Source organism: Ensifer oleiphilus, from assembly GCF_013371465.1.
Taxonomy (GTDB): Bacteria; Pseudomonadota; Alphaproteobacteria; order Rhizobiales; family Rhizobiaceae; genus Ensifer; species Ensifer oleiphilus.
Map to the genome: position 1 here is coordinate 15,620 of NZ_JABWDU010000001.1, position 21,016 is coordinate 36,635.

Annotated in this window: 19 protein-coding genes; 13 read left to right on the forward strand and 6 right to left on the reverse strand. The window is 61.1% G+C overall.

The window, feature by feature from the left end; all coding sequences use genetic code 11:
- Positions 1-43: 43 nt before the first annotated feature.
- The 9 genes from HT585_RS00095 to HT585_RS00135 all read left to right on the forward strand — a co-directional run bounded on the left by HT585_RS00095 (position 44) and on the right by HT585_RS00135 (position 8,940).
- On the forward strand, positions 44-226 hold the full coding sequence (locus HT585_RS00095) for a Flp family type IVb pilin (RefSeq protein WP_176351074.1): 183 nt from the start codon (positions 44-46) through the stop codon (positions 224-226).
- A gap of 127 nt (positions 227-353) precedes the next feature.
- Positions 354-869, forward strand: coding sequence for an A24 family peptidase (locus tag HT585_RS00100; protein ID WP_176351075.1), 516 nt, complete (start codon positions 354-356; stop codon positions 867-869).
- 134 nt (positions 870-1,003) lie between these two features.
- Complete coding sequence (cpaB, locus tag HT585_RS00105) at positions 1,004-1,813, forward strand: Flp pilus assembly protein CpaB (protein ID WP_176351076.1); 810 nt, start codon at positions 1,004-1,006, stop codon at positions 1,811-1,813.
- 20 nt (positions 1,814-1,833) lie between these two features.
- Positions 1,834-3,369, forward strand: coding sequence for a pilus assembly protein N-terminal domain-containing protein (locus tag HT585_RS00110; protein ID WP_176352137.1), 1,536 nt, complete (start codon positions 1,834-1,836; stop codon positions 3,367-3,369).
- 77 nt (positions 3,370-3,446) lie between these two features.
- Complete coding sequence (locus tag HT585_RS00115) at positions 3,447-4,121, forward strand: CpaD family pilus assembly protein (RefSeq protein WP_246707573.1); 675 nt, start codon at positions 3,447-3,449, stop codon at positions 4,119-4,121.
- 18 nt (positions 4,122-4,139) lie between these two features.
- Positions 4,140-5,429 carry a CpaE/TadZ family protein gene (locus HT585_RS00120; RefSeq protein ID WP_176351078.1) on the forward strand — a complete coding sequence of 430 codons (1,290 nt, stop codon included), beginning with the start codon at positions 4,140-4,142 and terminating at the stop codon, positions 5,427-5,429.
- A gap of 29 nt (positions 5,430-5,458) precedes the next feature.
- Positions 5,459-6,925 carry a TadA family conjugal transfer-associated ATPase gene (locus tag HT585_RS00125; RefSeq protein ID WP_176351079.1) on the forward strand — a complete coding sequence of 489 codons (1,467 nt, stop codon included), beginning with the start codon at positions 5,459-5,461 and terminating at the stop codon, positions 6,923-6,925.
- 8 nt (positions 6,926-6,933) lie between these two features.
- Positions 6,934-7,944: a type II secretion system F family protein gene (locus HT585_RS00130; RefSeq protein ID WP_176351080.1), complete on the forward strand. Its 1,011-nt coding sequence runs from the start codon at positions 6,934-6,936 to the stop codon at positions 7,942-7,944.
- Between the two features lie 9 nt (positions 7,945-7,953).
- Entirely contained in the window at positions 7,954-8,940 is a 987-nt protein-coding gene (locus HT585_RS00135; RefSeq protein WP_176351081.1) for a type II secretion system F family protein, read from the forward strand.
- A gap of 106 nt (positions 8,941-9,046) precedes the next feature.
- Here the strand turns inward: HT585_RS00135 and HT585_RS00140 are convergent, their stop codons facing one another.
- On the reverse strand, positions 9,047-9,868 hold the full coding sequence (locus HT585_RS00140) for a tetratricopeptide repeat protein (protein ID WP_176351082.1): 822 nt from the start codon (positions 9,866-9,868) through the stop codon (positions 9,047-9,049).
- A 134-nt stretch (positions 9,869-10,002) separates the two neighbouring features.
- Here HT585_RS00140 and HT585_RS00145 point away from each other — a divergent pair, with 134 nt between their 5' ends.
- The 3 genes from HT585_RS00145 to HT585_RS00155 all read left to right on the forward strand — a co-directional run bounded on the left by HT585_RS00145 (position 10,003) and on the right by HT585_RS00155 (position 12,808).
- A complete protein-coding gene (locus HT585_RS00145) occupies positions 10,003-11,394 on the forward strand; it encodes a leucyl aminopeptidase family protein (RefSeq protein ID WP_176351083.1) in 1,392 nt (463 codons plus the stop codon).
- Between the two features lie 202 nt (positions 11,395-11,596).
- A complete protein-coding gene (locus HT585_RS00150; protein ID WP_115418815.1) occupies positions 11,597-11,947 on the forward strand; it encodes a MarR family transcriptional regulator in 351 nt (116 codons plus the stop codon).
- 6 nt (positions 11,948-11,953) lie between these two features.
- Positions 11,954-12,808, forward strand: coding sequence for a C40 family peptidase (locus HT585_RS00155; protein WP_176351084.1), 855 nt, complete (start codon positions 11,954-11,956; stop codon positions 12,806-12,808).
- 12 nt (positions 12,809-12,820) lie between these two features.
- On the opposite strand, the gene HT585_RS00160 is transcribed toward HT585_RS00155, so the two are convergent.
- From HT585_RS00160 to HT585_RS00180, 5 genes are all read right to left on the reverse strand, one after another.
- A complete protein-coding gene (locus HT585_RS00160) occupies positions 12,821-13,780 on the reverse strand; it encodes a 2-hydroxyacid dehydrogenase (protein WP_176351085.1) in 960 nt (319 codons plus the stop codon).
- 10 nt (positions 13,781-13,790) lie between these two features.
- Complete coding sequence (locus tag HT585_RS00165) at positions 13,791-15,419, reverse strand: ABC transporter ATP-binding protein (RefSeq protein WP_176352138.1); 1,629 nt, start codon at positions 15,417-15,419, stop codon at positions 13,791-13,793.
- A gap of 8 nt (positions 15,420-15,427) precedes the next feature.
- Positions 15,428-16,570 (reverse strand): ABC transporter permease, encoded by a 1,143-nt coding sequence (locus HT585_RS00170; RefSeq protein WP_176351086.1) that lies wholly within the window; start codon positions 16,568-16,570, stop codon positions 15,428-15,430.
- A complete protein-coding gene (locus tag HT585_RS00175; protein ID WP_176351087.1) occupies positions 16,570-17,652 on the reverse strand; it encodes a microcin C ABC transporter permease YejB in 1,083 nt (360 codons plus the stop codon). Before HT585_RS00175 ends, HT585_RS00170 begins: the two co-directional genes overlap by 1 nt.
- A 183-nt stretch (positions 17,653-17,835) precedes the next feature.
- On the reverse strand, positions 17,836-19,695 hold the full coding sequence (locus HT585_RS00180; RefSeq protein ID WP_176351088.1) for an extracellular solute-binding protein: 1,860 nt from the start codon (positions 19,693-19,695) through the stop codon (positions 17,836-17,838).
- Positions 19,696-19,917: 222 nt separating this feature from the next.
- Here HT585_RS00180 and mepA point away from each other — a divergent pair, with 222 nt between their 5' ends.
- A complete protein-coding gene (mepA, locus tag HT585_RS00185; RefSeq protein ID WP_176351089.1) occupies positions 19,918-20,973 on the forward strand; it encodes a penicillin-insensitive murein endopeptidase in 1,056 nt (351 codons plus the stop codon).
- Positions 20,974-21,016: the final 43 nt, after the last annotated feature.

Genomic DNA, 21,016 nt, shown 5'->3' on the forward strand with positions numbered 1-21,016 from the left:
TGGCGGACGTGCTGAACAACAAACGTGAAGTAGGAGAATCATCATGAAGAAGATTTTTGCCCGTCTGATGAAGGACGAGTCCGGCGCAACCGCCATCGAATACGGCCTGATCGCCGCTCTGATCTCCGTTGCCCTCATCGGCGGCGCGACGACGCTCGGTGGAAACCTCAACACTCTGTTTACGGACCTGAGCACCAAGATGGGAACGGCCGAAGGCAAGTTCTGAGTGCACGCAGCCTTCGAGTGCAATACTGGAGAGCCACTCCCACGGGGTGGCTTTCTTGTTTTTGACGGAAGCCGTCCAAAGCCGCATAATGCCCTAGGTTGCACCATCAGTCAGACAGGAGAAATCCATGCCAATGGCAGCTGTCTTTGTCGTTTTGCCTCTCTGCCTGGCTTATGCTGCGATCAGTGACGTGTTGACGATGACGATACCCAATCGTATTTCGGTCCTGTTGATCGTTGCTTTCCTCGCAACTGCGCCCCTGGTCGGTCTGGATCTGCGAGACATTGGGATTCACTTGGCTGCCGGCGGAGCCGTGTTTGGCGTCTGTTTTGTTCTGTTTGCACTTAACGTTATGGGTGGAGGGGACGCCAAGCTGTTGACATCAGTCGCAGTCTGGTTTGGTCTTGGTGGTTCGCTCGTCGCGTTTCTCGTCTATGTGGCTTTCTTTGGAGGTCTTCTGACGATAGCCATCTTGCTGCTCAGGATGCAGGAGAGCAGGATATTGGCGATTGGGATTCCAGTCCCGCGTCTGCTGTTCACGGCCAAGAAAATCCCTTACGGCGTTGCAATTGCCATCGGGGGACTGGTCGCCTATCCGGGGTCGCCGCTGGTGCTCAAGGCGCTTTCCCAGCTAAGCAGTTGACGCAGCCTAGTACCCATGCGGGGCGATCTCTGTAAGGCAGCCGTTAACTGTAGCTGTAAGCGATCTGTTAACCATAATTACACCAATTCCTGATCAATCTGATCCCGGCATATCTGCGGGGCACAGAAACGATCATGAAACCGGTTCGCATCATCATACTGACGGTGGCCGTCGCGTCGGCGGCGATGGCCGGGTTGTTGGCGATGAAGCTGACCCGCGGCCCTGCCCAGCTCACGGCCGAGCCCGTCATCGAGCGGGCTCCGACCGTCAATGTCCTCGTTGCCAGCAAGAGCTTGCCCGTCGGATCGCGGCTGGGTGGAGACGCCGTCCACTGGATGGCCTGGCCCAAGGACGGCGTTGTCGATGGCCTCATCACCGAAGAACACCGCCCATCGGCGATCGAAGACCTGACCGGCGCCGTCGTTCGGCTGCCGATTTTCAATGGCGAGCCGGTGCGCAGCGAGAAGGTTGCCGACTCCTCCAGTCGAATCATGTCGTCGCTCCTGCCTTCCGGCAAGCGCGCGGTTGCGACGGAAATTACCGTAGCGACAGGCGCCGGCGGTTTCATCCTGCCGAACGACCGGGTCGACGTCATCATGGTCCGCAAATCAGACAACGATGTTTTCCTGACGGAAACGGTGCTCAGCAACGTCCGCGTTCTGGCGATCGACCAGCAGGTCGAGGAGAAGGACGATGGCTCCAAATCCGTGGTCGGCACCACCGCGACCCTGGAGCTGACCCCTGACCAATCAAAGGTCATGACCGTCGCCCAACAGATGGCTGAGCGTATCTCGCTCGCCCTTCGCAGCGTCGCGGATGCGCAGGAGCCCGATACGAACGCCGCGGATTATCTTTTGAGTGGTGATGGCCAGCCCAGCATTCAGGTCATCAAGTCGGGCTCCATCGTCAAGGGCGACGGTTCAAGCCAGGGCCAGCAACAATGAGCGATCGAGTGGAGCACAAGGTGAAGCGGATCGGAAACAAGTTTCGGGCGTCTGTTGTGGCGTGCCTGTCGTTTTGCCTGACATTTTCGGGCATGGCGCTGCCAACGCTTCCGTCCGCCCATGCGGCTTCCTCCTCGGTCGTCAGAGTCGTCGAAAGCGGGCCGGGGGCGAAGAAGAAGGTCAGCCTGGGGCTGAACAAGGCCGTTGTCGTCGATCTGCCAGCCGATGCCCACGATATTCTCGTCGCCGACCCATCGCTCGCCGATGCCGTTACGCGCACATCCAGGCGGATCTATCTCTTTGGCAAATCCGTGGGGCAGACCAACATTTTCATCTTCGGGCCGAACGGCGAGGAGATCGTCAGTCTTGACGTCGAGGTCGAGCGCGACATCGCCAACCTGCAATCCAATCTGCGCCGCTTCATTCCAGATGCCGAAATCAACGTCGAAATCATCTCCGACAACATCGTCCTGACGGGCAACGTGCGCACACCACTCGATTCGACGCGCGCCGTCGACCTCGCCAAGGCCTTCCTCCAAGGCGGTGAAGCGACGACACGCAACATCACGGCGCAGGGCAACAATGGTGATGCCGATATCTTTGCCGAGGATCGACAAGTCTCGCAGATCGTCAACCTCTTGACCATCGATGGCGATGATCAGGTCACCCTGAAGGTGACAGTTGCCGAGGTCAGCCGCCAGGTCCTCAAGCAACTTGGCTTCAACGGCAGCGTCCGCGATGGCGACAGCGGCATCGGATTCCGCAACCCCGCCAACCTCGGAGACGCCATAGGTCTCGGCGCAAACGCGCTCATCAAAGGCTCGATCGGCGGAACGACGATCGCAAGCTACATCAATGCGATGGAGCAGGCCGGCGTGATGCGCACGCTGGCCGAGCCGAGCTTGACCGCGATTTCGGGTCAAGAGGCGAAATTCTACGTTGGCGGCGAGTTTCGGCTACCCGGCATGCAAGAGGTCGAATGGGACGCCACCACCAAACTGAACAAGGTCAAACGCGAGGTCAACGACGTCGAATACGGCATTCGCCTGAACTTCAAGCCGGTTGTTCTCGGCCCTGGCAGGATCAGTCTGCAGGTCCAGACCGAAGTGTCGGAGCCGACCTATGAAGGCAGTGTCGTTACCGGCAACGGCTCCAACGACATCCCAGGCAACACCTTCCTCGGCCTCCGCAGACGCGAGGCATCGACCAGCGTCGAGCTCCCCTCGGGCGGTTCGATCGTCATCGCCGGTTTGGTGCAGGACAATATCCGTCAGGCCATGTCAGGCGTCCCAGGCGCCTCGAAGATCCCGATCCTCGGAACGCTGTTCCGCAGCAAGGACTTCGTCCGCAACGAGACCGAACTCGTCATCATCGCAACACCCTATCTCGTGCGGCCTGTGGCCAGAAGCGCGATCTCCAGGCCTGATGACAATTTCAATGCAGCCAATGATTGGGACAGCTTCTTCCTTGGTCGGGTGAACCGGATCTACGGGCGCCCGGAGGCATCCGCTCCGGCTGGCCGCTACCACGGCAATGTAGGCTTCATCTACAAATAGGCTGGGTCATGCAAACGCGAAGCAGCTTCCACGAGAATTCTGAAAGGCCGAGTGCCATGCCCCTCAACAGAACCGGAATGCCCGCCCGTCATTTGCGGCATGCTGCAATCCTCGTCGTTGCCGCGGGGCTGCTTGCCGGCTGCGGCACCAAGGACAATCTTGCAACGGGCTCCATCCCGGATGACTACCGCACCCGCCACCCGATCGTGCTTGCCGAAGGTGAGCGTACGATCGATATCCCGATCGCCTCCGGCGATCGCCGGCTGACGCAGGGCACGCGCGACGTCATCAGCGGCTTTGCGGCCGACTATCGCAATTCGTCCACCGGTGTCGTCCAGATCATGCTGCCGCGCGGTTCGGCAAACAGCCACGCAGCGCAGGCCATGCGCAAGGAGATCCGCAGCGTTCTCGTTGCCGCAGGCGTTCCCGCCAAGCGGCTGATCGAGGCCGGCTACGAGGCCGGTCCGATGGGCGACGCTGCGCCTGTGCGCATAAGCTATGTGGCGATCACCGCCCAGACGACCCCCTGTGGTGAATGGCCTGAGGATGTTGCGCTCAACACGATCCAGAACCGCAACTACTACAATTTCGGCTGCGCATCGCAATCCAACCTGGCGGCCCAGATTTCCAATCCGACCGATCTGCTCGGCCCGCGCCAGATGTCGCCGATCGATGCGGAGCAGCGCGGCCAGGTCATCAAGGACTGGCGCGGAACCGAAAAGAGTGACGGACCCGTCATCATCGTCAATTGATATCGTTGGGATCATCAGATGAGCACCATTGAGTACAGGATCGAAACGGGCGCCGCGGCCGGCGACCTCGCCTTCGATACCGTGCAGCCGGGTGACCTCGAGCAGGTCCGCCCGCTGCCGCGCATCTCGATCCACGCGTTTTGCGAAACCGAGGCGATGCAGCGACTGATGGAGCGTTGCGGCCAGGATCGCCGTATGGCGAAGGTCAGCTTGCGCATCAACAACGGCGGCATCGATGCTGCGGCCAACATGTTTGCGAGCGTGTCGACGCCGAACCTGATCATTCTGGAAACATCGGCCGATCCCCGGTTCCTGCTGAGCGAGCTTGCGCCGCTGGCTGCGGTCTGCGATCCGACCACCAAGGTGATCCTCGTCGGAAAATACAACGATATCGGGCTTTATCGCGAGCTCATCCGCAACGGTATTTCGGAATACATGGTCGCGCCCGTGGCAATGCCGGAGGTTCTGTCCGCGGTCGCATCGATTTTCGTCGATCCCGACGCCGAGCCATTGGGACGCAGCCTGGCGTTTATCGGCGCCAAGGGCGGCAGCGGTTCGTCTGCCATCGCGCACAATTGTGCCTGGGGCATTTCGAATCTCTTTTCGACGGAGACCATCCTCGCCGATCTCGACTTGCCCTACGGCACAGCCAACATCGATTTCGATCAAGATCCCCCGCAGGGCATATCGGAGGCGGTTTTCGCGCCCGAGCGGCTCGACGAAGTCTTTCTCGATCGGCTTCTGACCAAATGCTCCGACCATCTTTCGTTGCTTGCGGCGCCATCGATGCTGGATCGCGCCTATGACTTCGAGGGCGGCGCCTTTCATCCGATCCTTGAGATCCTGCAACGCAGCGCGCCGGTTTCGGTGCTCGACATCCCGCATATGTGGACGGATTGGACGCGCTCGGTGCTGGGCGAAGCCGATGAAATCGTCATTACCGCTGTGCCGGATCTCGCAAGCCTTCGCAACACGAAGAACCTGCTCGATGCCTTGAAGAAAATTCGGCCGAACGACAAGCAACCCCACCTCGTCTTGAACCAGGTGGGCATGCCGAAACGTCCGGAGATCGCGGTGAACGAATTCTGCGAATCGCTGGAAATCGAAGCGGCAGCCATCATTTCGTTCGATGCTGTCCTGTTTGGCAATGCATCGAACAGCGGCCGCATGATCGCGGAGATCGACAAGAAGTCGGCGGCAGCCGAGACCTTCTCCCAGCTCGCGCATCTGCTCACAGGCCGCGCGTCGATGAAGAAGGCGCGGCGCGGCGGTCTCGGCAAGATGCTTGCGGCGCTCGGCAGAAAATAGACGGCGCAGAGAACGGACGGATCAGGAACATGTTCGGCAAACGCGGAAACGAAGGCTCTAGCAAGGGCGGCACAACAGGTGCTGCGATGCCGCCGATCGCCCCGATCACGCAAACGGCGGTGATCGAACGCGTCGCGGTGCCGGTGCTTGCCGACTCGCAACCATCCGCCTCACGCCCGCAATCTCCAGCTCCGGCACAAAGAAAGCGGCCCGCGCGCACCGAGGACTACTACGATACGAAATCACAGGTCTTCTCGGCTCTGATCGACACGATCGATCTGTCGCAGCTGGCCAAGCTCGATACGGAAAGCGCTCGCGAGGAAATTCGCGATATCGTCAACGACATCATCACGATCAAGAATTTCGCGATGTCGATTTCCGAGCAGGAAGAGCTGCTCGACGATATCTGCAACGACGTCCTTGGCTATGGACCGCTGGAACCGCTGCTCGCGCGCGACGACATCGCCGACATCATGGTCAACGGTGCCGGCCAAACCTTCATCGAAGTCGGCGGCAAGACCATCGAGTCTGAAGTTCGATTCCGCGACAACGCCCAGCTTCTCTCGATCTGCCAGCGGATCGTGGGGCAGGTGGGTCGGCGCGTCGACGAATCGAGCCCGATCTGCGACGCGCGCCTTCCCGACGGCTCGCGCGTCAACGTCATCGCGCCGCCGCTCGCCATCGACGGCACCGCGCTGACCATCCGCAAATTCAAGAAGGACAAGCTGAAGCTCGATCAGCTGGTGAAATTCGGGGCGATCACACCGGAAGGTGCCGTCCTTCTTCAAATCATCGGCCGCGTTCGCTGTAACATCGTCATTTCCGGCGGCACCGGTTCGGGCAAGACGACGCTCTTGAACTGCTTGACCGGCTTCATCGATCTCGACGAACGGGTCATCACCTGCGAAGACACGGCCGAACTGCAATTGCAGCAGCCGCACGTGGTTCGTCTCGAAACCCGGCCGCCGAATATCGAAGGCGAGGGTGAGATCACCATGCGGGATCTCATCAAGAACTGCCTGCGCATGCGGCCCGAGCGCATCATCGTCGGCGAAGTGCGTGGGCCTGAGGTGTTCGACCTTCTGCAGGCGATGAACACCGGTCATGACGGCTCCATGGGCACGATCCACGCCAATACGCCGCGCGAATGCCTCGCCCGCATGGAATCGATGATCGCCATGGGCGGCTTCACGCTGCCGGCCAAGACTGTCCGCGAGATCATATCCGGGTCCATCGACGTCATCATCCAGGCGGCGCGCCTGCGCGATGGTTCGCGCCGAATCACCCACATCACGGAAGTGGTCGGCATGGAAGGCGACGTCATCATCACGCAGGACCTGATGCGTTACGAAATCGAAGGCGAAGATGCCAACGGCCGCATTATCGGCCGCCACGTCTCGACCGGCATCGGGCGTCCGCATTTTTGGGACCGCGCCCGCTACTTCAACGAAGACAAGCGCCTGGCGGCGACACTCGACGCCATGGACAAGGGCTAGGATCCGCGATGTTCGGCATAGGCCTTCCCGTCCTCGCCTTGGCTGCCCTGGTCGCGATATCGGCCTCAGCGCTGGCGTATGGCGTGATGTATTCGCGCATCGAAAGCGAGAAGAAGACGGAAGGTCGCGTGCGCAGAGTGAGCGCGGCCGAAACAGATCGGGTCAAGGTCAAGGCCGCCCGCGATCGCGTCAACGAGATGTCGAAGCGGCGCAAGTCGGTCCAGGATTCGCTGAAGGAACTCGAGAAGAAGCAGCAGGAAAAATCGGCGAAAGCCGCGCCCTCGATGAAGGCCCGGCTGGCGCAGGCGAATCTGACGATCTCGCTGGCCAAGTTTTATGTTTTCAGCGCGCTGTTCGGTCTCTTTGCAGCCTTTGTCGCGTTGATCCTGGGTGCTGGTCTGGCCATAGCCGCGGGCATCGGCGTCATTGTCGCCGCAGGCCTGCCGCGTTGGCTGGTCAACTTCCTGATCAAGCGCCGTTGCAAGAAGTTCCTTGAAGAGTTCCCGAACGCGCTCGACATCATGGTTCGGTCGATCAAGTCCGGCCTGCCTTTGAACGACGCGCTGCGCCTCATCGCCAATGACGGGCAGGAACCGGTAAAGAGCGAATTCCGCAGGGTGGTGGAATCGCAGCAGGTCGGGCTGAGTGTCACCGAAGCCTGCGCCCGCATGATCAATCACATGCCGTTGTCGGAGGTCAATTTCTTCGCGATCGTGATCGGCATTCAGGCTCAGGCTGGCGGCAACCTGTCCGAAGCGCTTGGCAACCTGTCGAAGGTCCTGCGAGAGCGCAAGAAGATGAAGGCCAAGGTCAATGCCCTGTCGATGGAAGCCAAGGCTTCGGCCTGGATCATCGGTGCCTTGCCGTTCATCGTGTCGACCCTCGTCTATCTGACATCGCCTGACTACATGATGATCCTGTTCACCGATCAGCGCGGGCACCTGATCATCGGGGCCGGTCTCGTCTGGATGAGCATCGGCATCCTGATGATGCGCAATATGATCAACTTCGACATCTGAGGAAAAATTATGGGCGAAGGATTGGTCAAGACGTTCACGGATCCCAACATCATTCTTGCCGTTCTCGTCTCGTTTGCAGTGCTGGCGACCTTCTATTCGCTGGTGGTGCCATTCTTCGAGCGCGGAGATCTCGGCAAGCGGATGAAATCAGTGGCCACCGAGCGTGAGCAGATACGCGCGCGGGAACGCGCCCGCCTCGCCACGGAGGTCTCGAACAGCAAGGCCAGTTTGCGCGGACAGAACAACACGTCCGTTCGCCAGGTCGTCGAGCGGCTGAACCTGCGCAAGGCCCTCGTCGACGACAATACCGTCAACCGTCTCAAGACTGCGGGCTATCGCTCGCAGAATGCGCTCAACACGTTCCTTTTCGCGCGGTTCTGTCTTCCGTTCCTGTTTCTGGTCATCGCGATCGTCTACATCTTCGTGCTCGGCAATTTCGCCGAAAAGCCTTTCATGATGCGGTTCGCATTCGCCATCGGATTTGCCTATGTCGGGTTCTATGCGCCGAACATCTTTGTCGCCAACGCCATCGCCAAGCGACAGCATTCCATCCGTCGCGCCTGGCCGGATGCGCTGGACCTCCTCTTGATCTGCGTTGAATCCGGCGTGTCGATGGAGCTCGGCATGCGCCGCGTCGCCGACGAAATCGCCTCCCAGTCTCCGGCCCTGGCGGAGGAACTGGTGCTGACGACGGCCGAGCTTTCGTTTCTGCCCGAGCGTCGTGTTGCGCTTGAAAACCTTGGACAGCGCACAGGCCTTGATGACGTCAAGTCGGTGGTACAGGCGCTGATCCAGGCGGATCGCTATGGAACGCCGATCGCGCAGGCGCTGCGCGTGTTGGCGCAGGAAAGCCGCGACCAGCGCATGAACGCGGCGGAAAAGAAGGCGGCCGCATTGCCGCCCAAGCTCACCGTGCCGATGATCCTGTTCTTCCTGCCGGTTCTCGTCGCCGTCATCCTCGGTCCGGCCGGCATCCAGGTCGCCGACAAATTCTGACATCCCGGGCCGTCGGTAACGCAAGGGAATGGCGGGGGCAGGTGCAGCGCGCCAGGGCACTTTGAGTGCGTCAGCCGGCGATTTGGCGGCTGCCAACTGGCAAAGCTCAGTTGGTGTTCACGTCGTCCGCCTTGGCAAGCTGCTTCCATGCGCCCTGCTGTGACAGCATGGAGCGCAGATACGTTACATTTGCCTCGGCCTGCTCGCCGGACAGTTCCTGGCGGGCGATCGTTTCGGCCTCTTGAAAGCGTCCCTGCAGGCCCACGGCGAGCGCCAGGTTTTGCCGTACGCTGCTGTCGGCGCCCGGTTGGCCCGTTGCCGATTTCAGGTAGGTTTCGGCCGTGCGCAGGTCCTTGGTCAGAAGATAGGACATGCCGAGGTTGGAAAGCACGGAGGGTTCGTTGGGCCTGAGTTCCAGCGCTTCGCGGTAGCGCAGGCGCGCTTCCTGCGAGCGGCCGAGCTGGTCGAGGATTGCGCCTTCTGCCGATTTCAGCTTCCAGTCCGGCCGATCCGGCGTCTGGGCGCGGCTGATCGTGTTCAATGCCTGTTCCAGCTGGCCTGCGGCTGCCTGCGCCTTGCCGTAGGCGCCGAGAACTTCGCGGTCCTGCGGGTGGTTGATCGCGACCTGCTGCATGACGGCGAGGGCCTGTTCGTTGCGTCCGGTCATACGCAGGAGGTTGGCGTAGTTGAGCCCCGCCTCGCGATCCCTGGGGTTCTTCTCATAGGCCTGGCCGATGCTTTCGGCCGCCTGCGACAGCTCCGATGCGGTCATCGATTGGGCGGGCTTCGACGTGCGCGAGATGGAACCGGTCGTCAGTTCCTTCTTCGGCTGGTTGGCGCAACCGGCGACAGACAGCGCGACGATCGCGATCGCGGCGCCTTGTATAAGACGGGTGACATTTCGGGAAGAGATCGTGTGTTTGGCCATAGGCGGTGTCCCCAGCATGCATTCGCGCACCAGAACTCCAAACAACATCGGCGCAACTTTCACTCCAGCAATAATCTGTTAACCCTAACAGAGCGTTAATTGCGCGAATCCATCTCTGTCAGCCGAGGACTTCCATGGCCCCCTATCAGTTCATCGAACGGCCGTCGCCGTTCAACACCAGCGCCGGCAAGACGCTGCCGATCTTCGCGGTCACGCCGGCGCATATCGAAACGGGAGCCATCGATCCGATCGCGCTTGATTGGGCCCGCAAGGCCGGCTTCAAGGCCGAATCGGGTGCCGTGCTTCTGATCCCGTCTTCCGATGGCCATCTCGGCGGCGCGCTCTTCGGTCTGGGCAGTAACCCGTCCGAGGCGCCGTTCCTGACCGGCAAGCTCGCGCGCGCCCTCCCGGCCGGCAATTGGCATATCGAAACAGCCCCACTGACAGCCAACCGGCTGGCACTCGGCTATGGCCTCGGCTCCTATCGCTTCGAGCGCTACAAGTCGGCCAAGGGCGAGCCGCCGACTTTGCTGATCCCGACCGATGCCGATGCAACCGACATCAAGCGCCAGCTCGCAGGCGTCTTTCTTGCCCGCGACCTCATCAACACGCCGACCAACGACATGGGACCGGAAGCGCTGGAAGCATCGTTCCGTGCGCTTGCGGCGCACTACAAGGCGGATGTGTCGGTGATCTCGGGCGAAGCCCTGCTGACGCAGAATTTCCCGCTCGTGCACACCGTCGGCCGGGCCAGCGCCGAAGCGCCCCGTCTTCTCGAGCTGCGCTGGGGCAAGAAGGGCCACAAGAAGGTAACGCTGGTCGGCAAGGGCGTCTGCTTCGACACCGGCGGCCTCGACATCAAGCCCGCGTCCTCTATGCTTCTGATGAAGAAAGACATGGGTGGTGCCGCCAACGTCATGGGCCTGGCGCTGATGATCATGGACGCAAAGCTCAAGGTCGATCTGCGGGTCATTATCCCCGTCGTCGAGAACTCGATCTCAGCCAATGCCTTCCGCCCCGGCGATATCTACCGCAGCCGCAAGGGTCTTACGGTGCAGATCGACAACACCGACGCTGAAGGCCGGCTCATCCTTGCCGATGCGCTCGCCTATGCCGACGAGGAAAAAAACGATCTTCTCGTCGATATGGCGACGCTGACCGGTGCCGCCCGCGTCGCGCTCGGTCCCGACCTGCCGCCGTTCTTCACCGACGACGCCGAACTGGCGCACGATCTGTCCGAGGCGAGCCTCGGCGTCGACGATCCGATGTGGCGCATGCCCTTGCACATGGGCTACGACAAGGACGTCTCCGCGCGTATTGCCGATCTGACGAATGCGCCTTCGGGTGGCATGGCAGGGTCGATCACCGCCGCTCTCTTCCTCAAGCGCTTCGTCACCAACACCAAGAGTTGGGTGCATTTCGATATCTTCGGATGGGCGCAGTCCGAGCGGCCGCATTCGCCGGTTGGCGGAGAGGCCCAGGCTATTCGCGCGCTCTACCAGCACATCCGGCAGATCGCCAGGTAACACGCTGATGTGGACGACCGGCGCTGACACGCGCCGGTCGTCAAAAAGAAACGCTTGCGTAACGGTCCGCGGCTATGGTGGCAAACCACCGCAGCACCGGGCGTCCCTCAGAAGCGCAGTGGTCGCTGTAGCCCTTTGACCGCCTGCATGCATCCTCAAGCCCAATCCGGCTGAGGCATGTGCGGCTGCGCAGGAGTTGCCATTGCCGGTCGAGCTTACGCCCTCCCAGGCCCTTGGGCTCTGGCACACGGTTTCGCTGGAGCAGGTTCGGGTCGACGGCCGCGATCTGACGCTGCGCCAGATGGCGATCCTGTTGCAGATCTATCTCGTGCCGCCGCCTCACACCGTTCGTGGCCTTGCCGCAACGCTCGGCGTCACCAAGCCGGTTATCACCAGGGCGCTCGACACCATGGGTGCCCTCGGTCTCGTCGATCGCGTCCGTGATGAGCGTGATCGACGCAACGTCGTCATCAAAAGGACAGTCGACGGTGCTCTTTATCTTGAAAAATTCGGCGATCTGATCATTGATCAGGGCCGCAAACAGCCTAAGTGAGTTGACATGTCGACACTTCCCGATCGCCGCCTGAATGCCTATCGAGCCGACCTCGCAGAAAACCGCCTTCGCGGTGTCGTCGACGCCGAGCGCTATGTCGAGGGAAGCGTTGCCCGTGTCTCGGTGCCGGTGACGCCGCTCCGCGCAAAGCCCGATCTTGCCTGCGGAACCGATACCGAACTGCTGCTCGGCGAATCGGTTCGTGTGCTCGATACCAACGAGAGCTGGTGCTGGGTGAAGGCCGATCTCGACGGCTATGTCGGCTACCTTCCGGAATATTGCCTGGCACCCGTGGTCAAAAGCCCGACGCACATCGTCTCGGCACCGCGCACCTTCGTCTATTCCGGTCATGACCTGCGCTTTCCGACCGTCTACCCGCTGTCGATGGGCAGCCGCCTGACCGTCGTCGACGAGCGCGAGACCCGCGGCACCCGTTATTTCCTGCTCGACGGCGGCCAGGCGGTGATCGCCAATCATTGCATCGAGGTCGGCAGCGTCGTGTCGGGAGACTATGTCTCGGTCGCAGCCCGCTTTGTCGAAACCCCCTATCTGTGGGGCGGTCGCTCCGGGTTCGGCATCGATTGCTCCGGTCTGGTGCAACTGTCGATGATGATGGTCGGCAAGCTTGCGCCGCGCGATTCCGACATGCAGGCGGCCGGCTTGGGAACGCCGATTGCACGTGAAGAGTTGAGGCGCGGTGACCTCGTCTTCTGGAAGGGACATGTCGCGTTGATGGAAGACGACGAGACGCTGATCCACGCCAATGGCCATACGATGACCGTTGCGCGCGAGGGCCTGGAAGCGTCGATCGAGCGCATCGGCTGGCTCTACGAACAGCCGACGGGCTATCGCCGCCCCTGATGATTCAACGGCTCAGTAGCCGGCTAATTTGTCGACGACGTGCTGCAGCGGTTGCCCGCTTTCGAGGCGGGCGATCTGCTGTTCGACGTGGCGGAACAGCGCCTTGACGTCCGAGGACGCGGCGACATGCGGCGTCACATAGACATTCGGCATCTGCCAGAAACGGCTGACCGGCGAAAGCGGCTCCTGCTCGAAGACATCGAGGGATGCCGCGTGGAGAAGGCCCGCGTCCAGTGAATTCAGGATATCGGCTTCGTTCTGGCTGCCGCCGCGGCCGCCGTTGATGAAGACCGGGGCGCCAAAGGGGCCGTTGCGGCTCAGCTTGGCAAAAAGCCCCGCGTTGAAGATGCCCCGGGTCTCAGGCGTCAGCGGTAGCAGGCCGACCAGGAAATCGGTACGTGCCAGGAAGGCATCCAGTTCGTCGCCGCCAAAGGTCTCGATGCCCTCGACGGCCTTCTTGCTGCGTGACCAACCGACGACCTTGAAGCCCAGGACCGAAAGCTTGCGGGCCGCATCCTGGCCGAGCACGCCCATTCCCATGATGCCGACGGTAACATCCGCCGCTTCGGGCTGGGAGAGATCGCGCCATTCCCGCCTTTCGGCAAGCGCTTCATAGGTCCGGTGCTGGCGCAGATGCATCAGGCATTGCATCGCCACCCATTCGCTCATGCGGGTCGTCAGGCTGCGATCGACGAAGCGCACCAACGGTACTTCCGGCAATCCGGGCAAGGTCAGCACATGGTCGACGCCGGCGCCGCCGGAGAAAACCACCTTGAGATCGGGCGCCCTGTCAAAAAGGTCGGGAGCCGATTTCCACACCACGGCGTAGTCGATACCGGAGAGGTCACGATCGTCATGGACGGCGTCGGCGCGGTTGATCACCTCACGATCCGGGAAAGCGCCTTTGAGCGCCGTTTCCACTTCTTCCGGAATGAACTTCAGATCGACGATGACAGGGCTTTTTGCGGGCATGGCGGGAGCTCTACTGGCGGATGGCGGTGAGATTGACGGCTTCGAGGTTGAAAGCGGCGGCCATCAGGGCCTTGGTGTAGTCCTCCTGCGGCGCATTGAAGATGCGTTCCGCCGGACCTTGCTCGACGACCTTGCCCATGCGCATGACGATCATCTCGTTGGCCAGCGCCCGTACCACCTTGAGGTCATGGCTGATGAAGAGATAGGCGAGGTCGTGCTTTTGCTGCAGGTCTCGCAAGAGATCGACCACCTGCGCCTGAACGCTCATGTCGAGCGCCGATGTCGGTTCGTCCAGCATCACGAATTTCGGTTTCAGCACCATCGCACGCGCAATCGCGACGCGTTGGCGTTGACCACCGGAGAATTCGTGCGGATAGCGCCAGCGCGTGGCGGCATCGAGACCCACTTCCTCGAGTGCCGCGGAAACGCGGGCATCGCGCTCGTCGTCCGACAATGCCCGCTCGTGGATTTTCAGCCCCTCGGCGATGATATCGGCAACAGACATGCGCGGGCTCAGCGAACCGTAGGGGTCCTGGAACACCACCTGCATCCGGTTTCGAAGCGGCCGCATTTCGCGGAAACTATAGGCATTGATGTCCTTGCCGACGAAGGCGATGCGCCCCTTGGACGAGATCAGCCGCGTCAGCGCCAGACCGAGTGTCGTCTTGCCGGAACCGGATTCGCCGACGACGCCGAGCGTCTGGCCGGCGCGCAGTTGCAAGTCGATACCGTCGACCGCCTTCACATGGTCAACGACCTTGCGCAGGAACCCGGCCTTGATCGGAAACCACACCTTCACATCATCAGCTTCCATGACGATCGGCTTCGAGGGATCGGAAGCCGGTGGGTTGCCCCTCGGTTCGGAAGCGAGCAGGTGGCGGGTATAGGCATGCTGCGGATTGGCGAAGATCTCGGCGGTCGGCCCGGTCTCTACGATCTTGCCCTTGGTCATCACGCAGACGCGATCGGCGATCTTGCGCACGATGCCGAGGTCATGGGTGATGAACAGCATCGACATGCCGTGCTCGTCCTTGAGTTTCTTGAGCAACTCGAGGATTTGCGCCTGCACCGTGACGTCGAGCGCGGTTGTCGGCTCGTCAGCGATCAGCAGTTCCGGCCGGTTTGCGAGCGCCATGGCGATCATCACCCGCTGGCGTTGGCCGCCGGAAAGCTCGTGCGGGTAGGCGCCAAGCCGCTTCTCCGGTTCACGGATCCCGACCTGGTTCAGCAGTTCGAGAATGCGCGTACGGGCAGCGGCGCCTTCGAGCCCCTGGTGCAACTCGAGGATCTCGCCGATCTGGCGCTCGATCGGATGCAGCGGGTTGAGCGACGTCATCGGCTCCTGGAAGATCATCGTGATGTCGTTGCCGCGCACCTGGCGCAGTTCCGCATCGCTGGCCTTGAGCAGGTCCTTGCCGTTGAACCGGATCTCCCCGCCCGGATGGCTTGCCGAGGGATAGGGCAAAAGCTTCAGGATCGAGTTCGCCGACACGGATTTGCCGGAGCCGGACTCGCCGACGAGCGCAACGGTCTCGCCGCGCTTGATGTCGAAGGAAATGCTGTCGACCGCAATCGAGGTGTTGCCGCCCTGGTGGAAGGCTACCGACAGGTCGCGGACGGAGAGAATGGGATCGATCATCGTCGCGCTCACCGGAATGTCTTTCTCGGGTCGAAGGCATCGCGGGTCGCTTCGCCGACGAAGATCAGCAGCGACAGCATCACCGACATGACGCAAAAGGCTGTCAGACCGAGCCAGGGGGCCTGCAGGTTGGATTTGCCCTGGGCGATCATCTCGCCGAGGGACGGCGAGCCCGGCGGCATGCCGAAGCCGAGGAAATCGAGCGAGGTCAGCGTGGTGATCGAGCCGGACAGAATAAATGGCAGGAAGGTGAGCGTCGCCACCATCGCGTTCGGCAACAGGTGCCGGTACATGATCGTGCCGTTACCGACGCCAAGCGCACGGGCCGCATTTACATACTCGAAGTTTCGCGCCCGCAGGAACTCGGCGCGCACCACGCCGACGAAGCCGACCCAGGAGAAGAGCAGCATGATGCCAAGCAGGATGAAGAAGCCGGGCGGCAGGATCGCGGCGATGATCAAGAGGATGTAGAGCACCGGCATCGACGACCAGATCTCGATGAAGCGCTGCATCAGGAGGTCGGTCCAGCCGCCGAAATAACCCTGCACGGCACCGGCCGTCACGCCGATGACCGCCGAGGCGATGGTCAGCACCAGGCCGAACAGAACCGAGATTCGGAAGCCGTAGATCATGCGCGCCGTCACGTCGCGCGCCTGGTCGTCGGTGCCGAGCCAGTTGAGGTTGCCGGCAATGCAGTTGCGATCAGTCGAACCTTCCGGATAGGCCGAGCAGCGTTCGTCCTTGCTCATCAGCCAGAAGGGTTTGGTCGGCGCCGAGTGCGGAATATTCGAGTTGACCGTCTGGTAGGAGTAGCGGATCGGCGGCCAGACCATCCAGCCGTTGGCCTCGATCTCGTCGCGGATGAAATCCGAGCGGAAGTCGGTCTCGGCAAGGAAGCCGCCGAACTTCTCTTCCGGATAATCTACCACCGCGGGAAACAGGATCTCGCCCTTGTAGGAGGCGATGATCGGCCGATCGTTGGCGATGAATTCGGCAAAGAGGCTGAGCACGAACAGCAGCAGGAAAATCCAGAGCGACCAGTAGCCGCGCCGGTTCGCCTTGAAATTCTGCCATCGCCGCTTGTTCACCGGTGATAGCCAGCCGCGTGGCGGAGAGGCAGCCTGGGCTGGCGCAGTGGTGACAGTGCTCATCACACGTCCCTCCGCTCGAAGTCGATACGCGGATCGACCCAGGTATAGATCAGGTCGGAGAGCAGGCTGACGAGCAGGCCCATCAGCGAGAAGATGAACAGCGTTGCAAAGACGATCGGATAGTCGCGTTTGACGACGGAATCATAGCCGAGCCGGCCAAGCCCATCGAGCGAGAAGATGTATTCGATCAGCAGCGAGCCGGTGAAGAAGGCCGAGATGAAGGCGCTCGGGAAACCGGCGATGATGATCAGCATCGCATTGCGGAAGACATGGCCGTAGAGCACCTGGCGGTCGTTAAGCCCCTTGGCGCGCGCCGTCGTCACATACTGTTTCTTGATCTCGTCGATGAACGAATTCTTGGTGAGAAGCGTCGTCGTCGCAAAAGCCGAGAGCAGCAGCGTGATCAAAGGCAGCGTCATGTGCCAGAAATAGTCGAGGATCTTCTGCCACCAGGGCAGATCCCAGAAGTTGTCCGAGACGATGCCGCGCAGCGGGAACCAGTCGAGGAACGATCCGCCGGCAAAGACGACGATCAAGAGGATGCCGAAAAGGAAGCTCGGAACCGCATAGCCGACGATGATGATACCGGATGTCCAGATGTCGAAGGTCGAACCATCAGACACCGCCTTCTTGATGCCGAGCGGTATAGAGATGGCGTAGGAAAACAAGAGAATCCAGAGGCCGAGCGAGATCGAGACCGGCATCTTTTCCTTGATGAGGTCGATCACCGAAGTGTTGCGGAAGAAGCTCTCGCCGAAGTCGAAGCGGATGTAGTTCCACATCATCGTGCCGAAGCGTTCGAGCGGCGGCTTGTCGAAGCCGAACTGCTTTTCGAGCTTGGCGATGAATTCCGGGTCAAGCCCCTGGGCGCCGCGGTACTGGCCGCCCTGGTCGCCACCGGCCTGCATCAGGTCGCCGCTGCTGCCGCTGAGCCGATCGGAGCCGCCGGCGTTCGTCAGGTCCGAGATCACCTGCTCTACCGGTCCGCCCGGCGCAAACTGAATGACGGTGAAGGAAATCGCCATGATGCCGACGATCGTCGGGATCATCAGAAGCAGGCGACGCAGAATATACGCACCCATCAGGCCAGCCTCTCGATCGACGTGTTGCCGGTGGCCCGGACCCGCGAAGCGTCGGCGTGCGCCCTATGGTGTTTCAATCCTCACGTCTCCTTGCGGCTTTCAGGCCCAAGCCGGGCCTATATTCGTTTTCAGTGATTCGTTTTTCTGCATTTGGAATCGAGACGGCTTCCGAGTGCAAGGGCTTCATTTGGCCGTGGCGTTTTTCGACCACCAGGCGTCCGGGAAACCGGTGCCGTAGTAGGGCAGCTCCTTAAGGTGGGCGAGGTGGTTCCAGTAGGCGACGCGAATTGCCTTGGAGTAGAACAGCGGCACGACGTAGTGATGGGCGAGCAGGACGCGGTCGAGCGCCCGGGTCGTCGCAACCAGCTCTTCGCGGTTGGGCGCGAAGATGATCCTGCGGATCAGCTCGTCTATCGCCGGATCGGCAATGCCCGCATAGTTTCTCGATCCCGTCTGGTTGACCGAGCTTGAACCCCAGTAATCGATCTGTTCGTTGCCGGGCACCAGTGTCTGGCCCCAGATGCCGTAGATCATGTCATAGTCGAAGCTTCTGACGCGATTGGTGTATTGCGAATCGTCGACGGTGCGGATGCGGGCGTCGATGCCGATTTTCTTGGCACTGTTGATGAACGGCGTGACCGTGCGCTCGTAGGACGGATTGGCGAGAAGCAGCTCGAAAGCGAAGGGTTCGCCGGTCTTGGTGTTGACCAGGCGGTTCCCCTTGAGCTCGTAGCCCGCCTCCTTGAACAGGTCGAGCGCTTTGCGCAAGTTGGTGCGCACCTTCTGCGGGTCGCCATTGATGGGGTTGGTATAGGGCGTGGTGAAGACTTCGGGCGGAACCTTGTCCTTCAGCTCCTCCAGGATCGCCTTCTCGCGACCTTCGGGAAGTTTGGAGGACGCAAGTTCGCTGCCCCAGAAATAGCTGTCGACGCGCTGATAGGCGTTATAGGCGAGATTGCGGTTGAGATCCTCGAAGTCGAAGGCGTAGTTCAGCGCCTCGCGCACCCGCTGATCCTTGAACTTGTCGCGGCGCATGTTCGGCACGAAGGCTTGCATGACGCCCATTGCGCGCAGCGGATTCTCGATCTCCTCGCGGATGACGCGGCCGTCCTTCATGGCGGGAAAGTCATAGGCCTGTGCCCAATGGCTGGCGCTCTGATCTCGGTAGAAATCGACGTTGCCGGAGCGAAAGGCTTCGAACTCCACATTTCTGTCGCTGAAAAACGCATAGTTGATCGTGCGAAAATTGTACTGGCCGACATTCACATTGAGGTTCTTGCCCCAATAGTCGTCCCTCAGTTCGAAGCGGATCGAGCCACCCGGCTGGAACGAGGCGATCTTGTAGGGCCCCGAGCCCATCACGGGTTCCAGCGTCGTTCGCGAGATATCGCGCTTGTTGCCCTTTTCGTCCGGCCCTTCCCACCAGTGCTTTGGAACGATGGAGAGCTGGCCGAGAATATTCGGAAGCTCGTGATTGTTCTTCTCGTCGAAGCGGAAGGTGACGTCGCGCTCGCCTGTCTTTTCCGCAGCAACCACGTGGCGATAATAGTTGGACAGAAGCGGGTTGTGTTCCTTCACCATGTTGAGGGAGAAGATGACGTCTTCAGGCGTCACCGGCGTGCCGTCCGCCCACTTGGCCTCCGCGCGCAGGCGAAACGTGGCTGATGAGATGTCGTCGGGATAGGAGACGCCCTCGGCAAGCAGGCCGTAGGACGTGGTGATTTCGTCTTCGGCGGATTTCAGCAGCGTATCGAAAACCAGCGACGCAACGCCGGTCGCTGCCTCGCCCTTGGAAAGGATAGTGTTGAAAGTATCGAACGTGCCGTTTTCCGACAGCCGCAGTTCGCCGCCTTTCGGAGCATCCGGATTGACGTAATCGAAGCGGGCAAAGCCATCAGCGTATTTGAGCTTGCCGATCGACGACGTGCCATGACGCCAGACTGGCTGCTCTTGCGCATTCGCTGCAGGGGTAAGGAGAAGAAGTGCCGCTGTCAGCAGCGAGGCCGCCAGGCCAGGTTTCACGGTCCTGCAGAAGTTTGGCATCCAGCCGGTACCCCTTATATTTCAATGTTCTTTTGCGAGAGAATAGGCGAAATCGGGCCAAATGACAGGCGCCGCCGCAAATCAGGCGAAATTTTTGCGTCACATCCCGGTGATCCGCAAGGCTGAGGCAAAGGCGGCACCTTAGGATCAGGGGATATCGGGCATATCGCACCCATTGCCGGTGCGGTTCGCCGTTGGGGAATGAACGGAACGGAATTGGACATGGTTGCTGCAATACGACGCTGTGGCTCGGCGCTTTTGGCGCTTTTGGTTGGAACGAGCGTCTTGATCGCCGATGTTGCCAGCGCAGAAGACACGCCGGCCAAGGCGCTTTTCGGCGCCAAATCACTGCCGGCGCAGATGGCGCCCTCGTCCTATGGTTTCTATGCCAAGGGTTGCCTTGCCGGCGGCGTGGCGATCCCGACGGATGGCCCGACCTGGCAGGCGATGCGACTGTCGCGCAATCGTCGCTGGGGCCATCCGCAGATGATCGCGCTGATCGAACAATTCTCCCATGACGCTGCGGAAAAGGTCGGCTGGCCCGGTCTGTTGCTCGGCGATATCTCGCAGCCGCGCGGCGGCCCCATGTTGTCCGGTCACGCCTCGCATCAGATCGGTCTCGATGCCGATATCTGGCTGACGCCGATGCCGCAAAGGACGCTGACAGGCCGCGAGCGCGAAGACATTTCCGCGACATCCATGCTGCAGAAGAACAAGTTTCTGACCGTCGATCCGTCGATCTGGACGCCGTCGCATGCGCGGTTGATCATGCTGGCAGCAAGCTACCCTCAGGTCGAGCGGGTCTTCGTCAATCCGGCCATCAAGAAGAAGCTCTGCGACACCTGGAGCGGCGACCGCTCGGCGCTCGGCAAGGTCAGGCCGATCTACGGCCACGACTACCATTTCCATATCCGCATCAGGTGCCCTGAGGGGTCGTCGACCTGCAAGGATCAGGCGGCCGTTCCGGCCGGCGATGGCTGCGACAAGTCGCTGGCCTGGTGGTTTACCGACGAGCCCTGGGCAAAGCCGAAAAAGAAGCCTGGCGAAAAGCCGGTGAAGCCCCGCCTGACGACCATGGCCGACCTGCCGAAGGCATGCACCTTGGTGCTGAACGGACCGTCACCGGCCTCCGAGCAGGATGCGACCTACGGCATGGCCTATCGTGCCGCGGCGCCAGCGCCTGCCGAGCAAGGCATCGAGCAGGTTATCGGCAATGCCGCAAGCGATTTGCCGCCATCGGACGTGCCGGTGCCGCTGCCGCGTCCGACATTGCAATAGGCGTCCTGGCTTGCGGCTTTTCAATCCCGCTGTGCTCATGTAT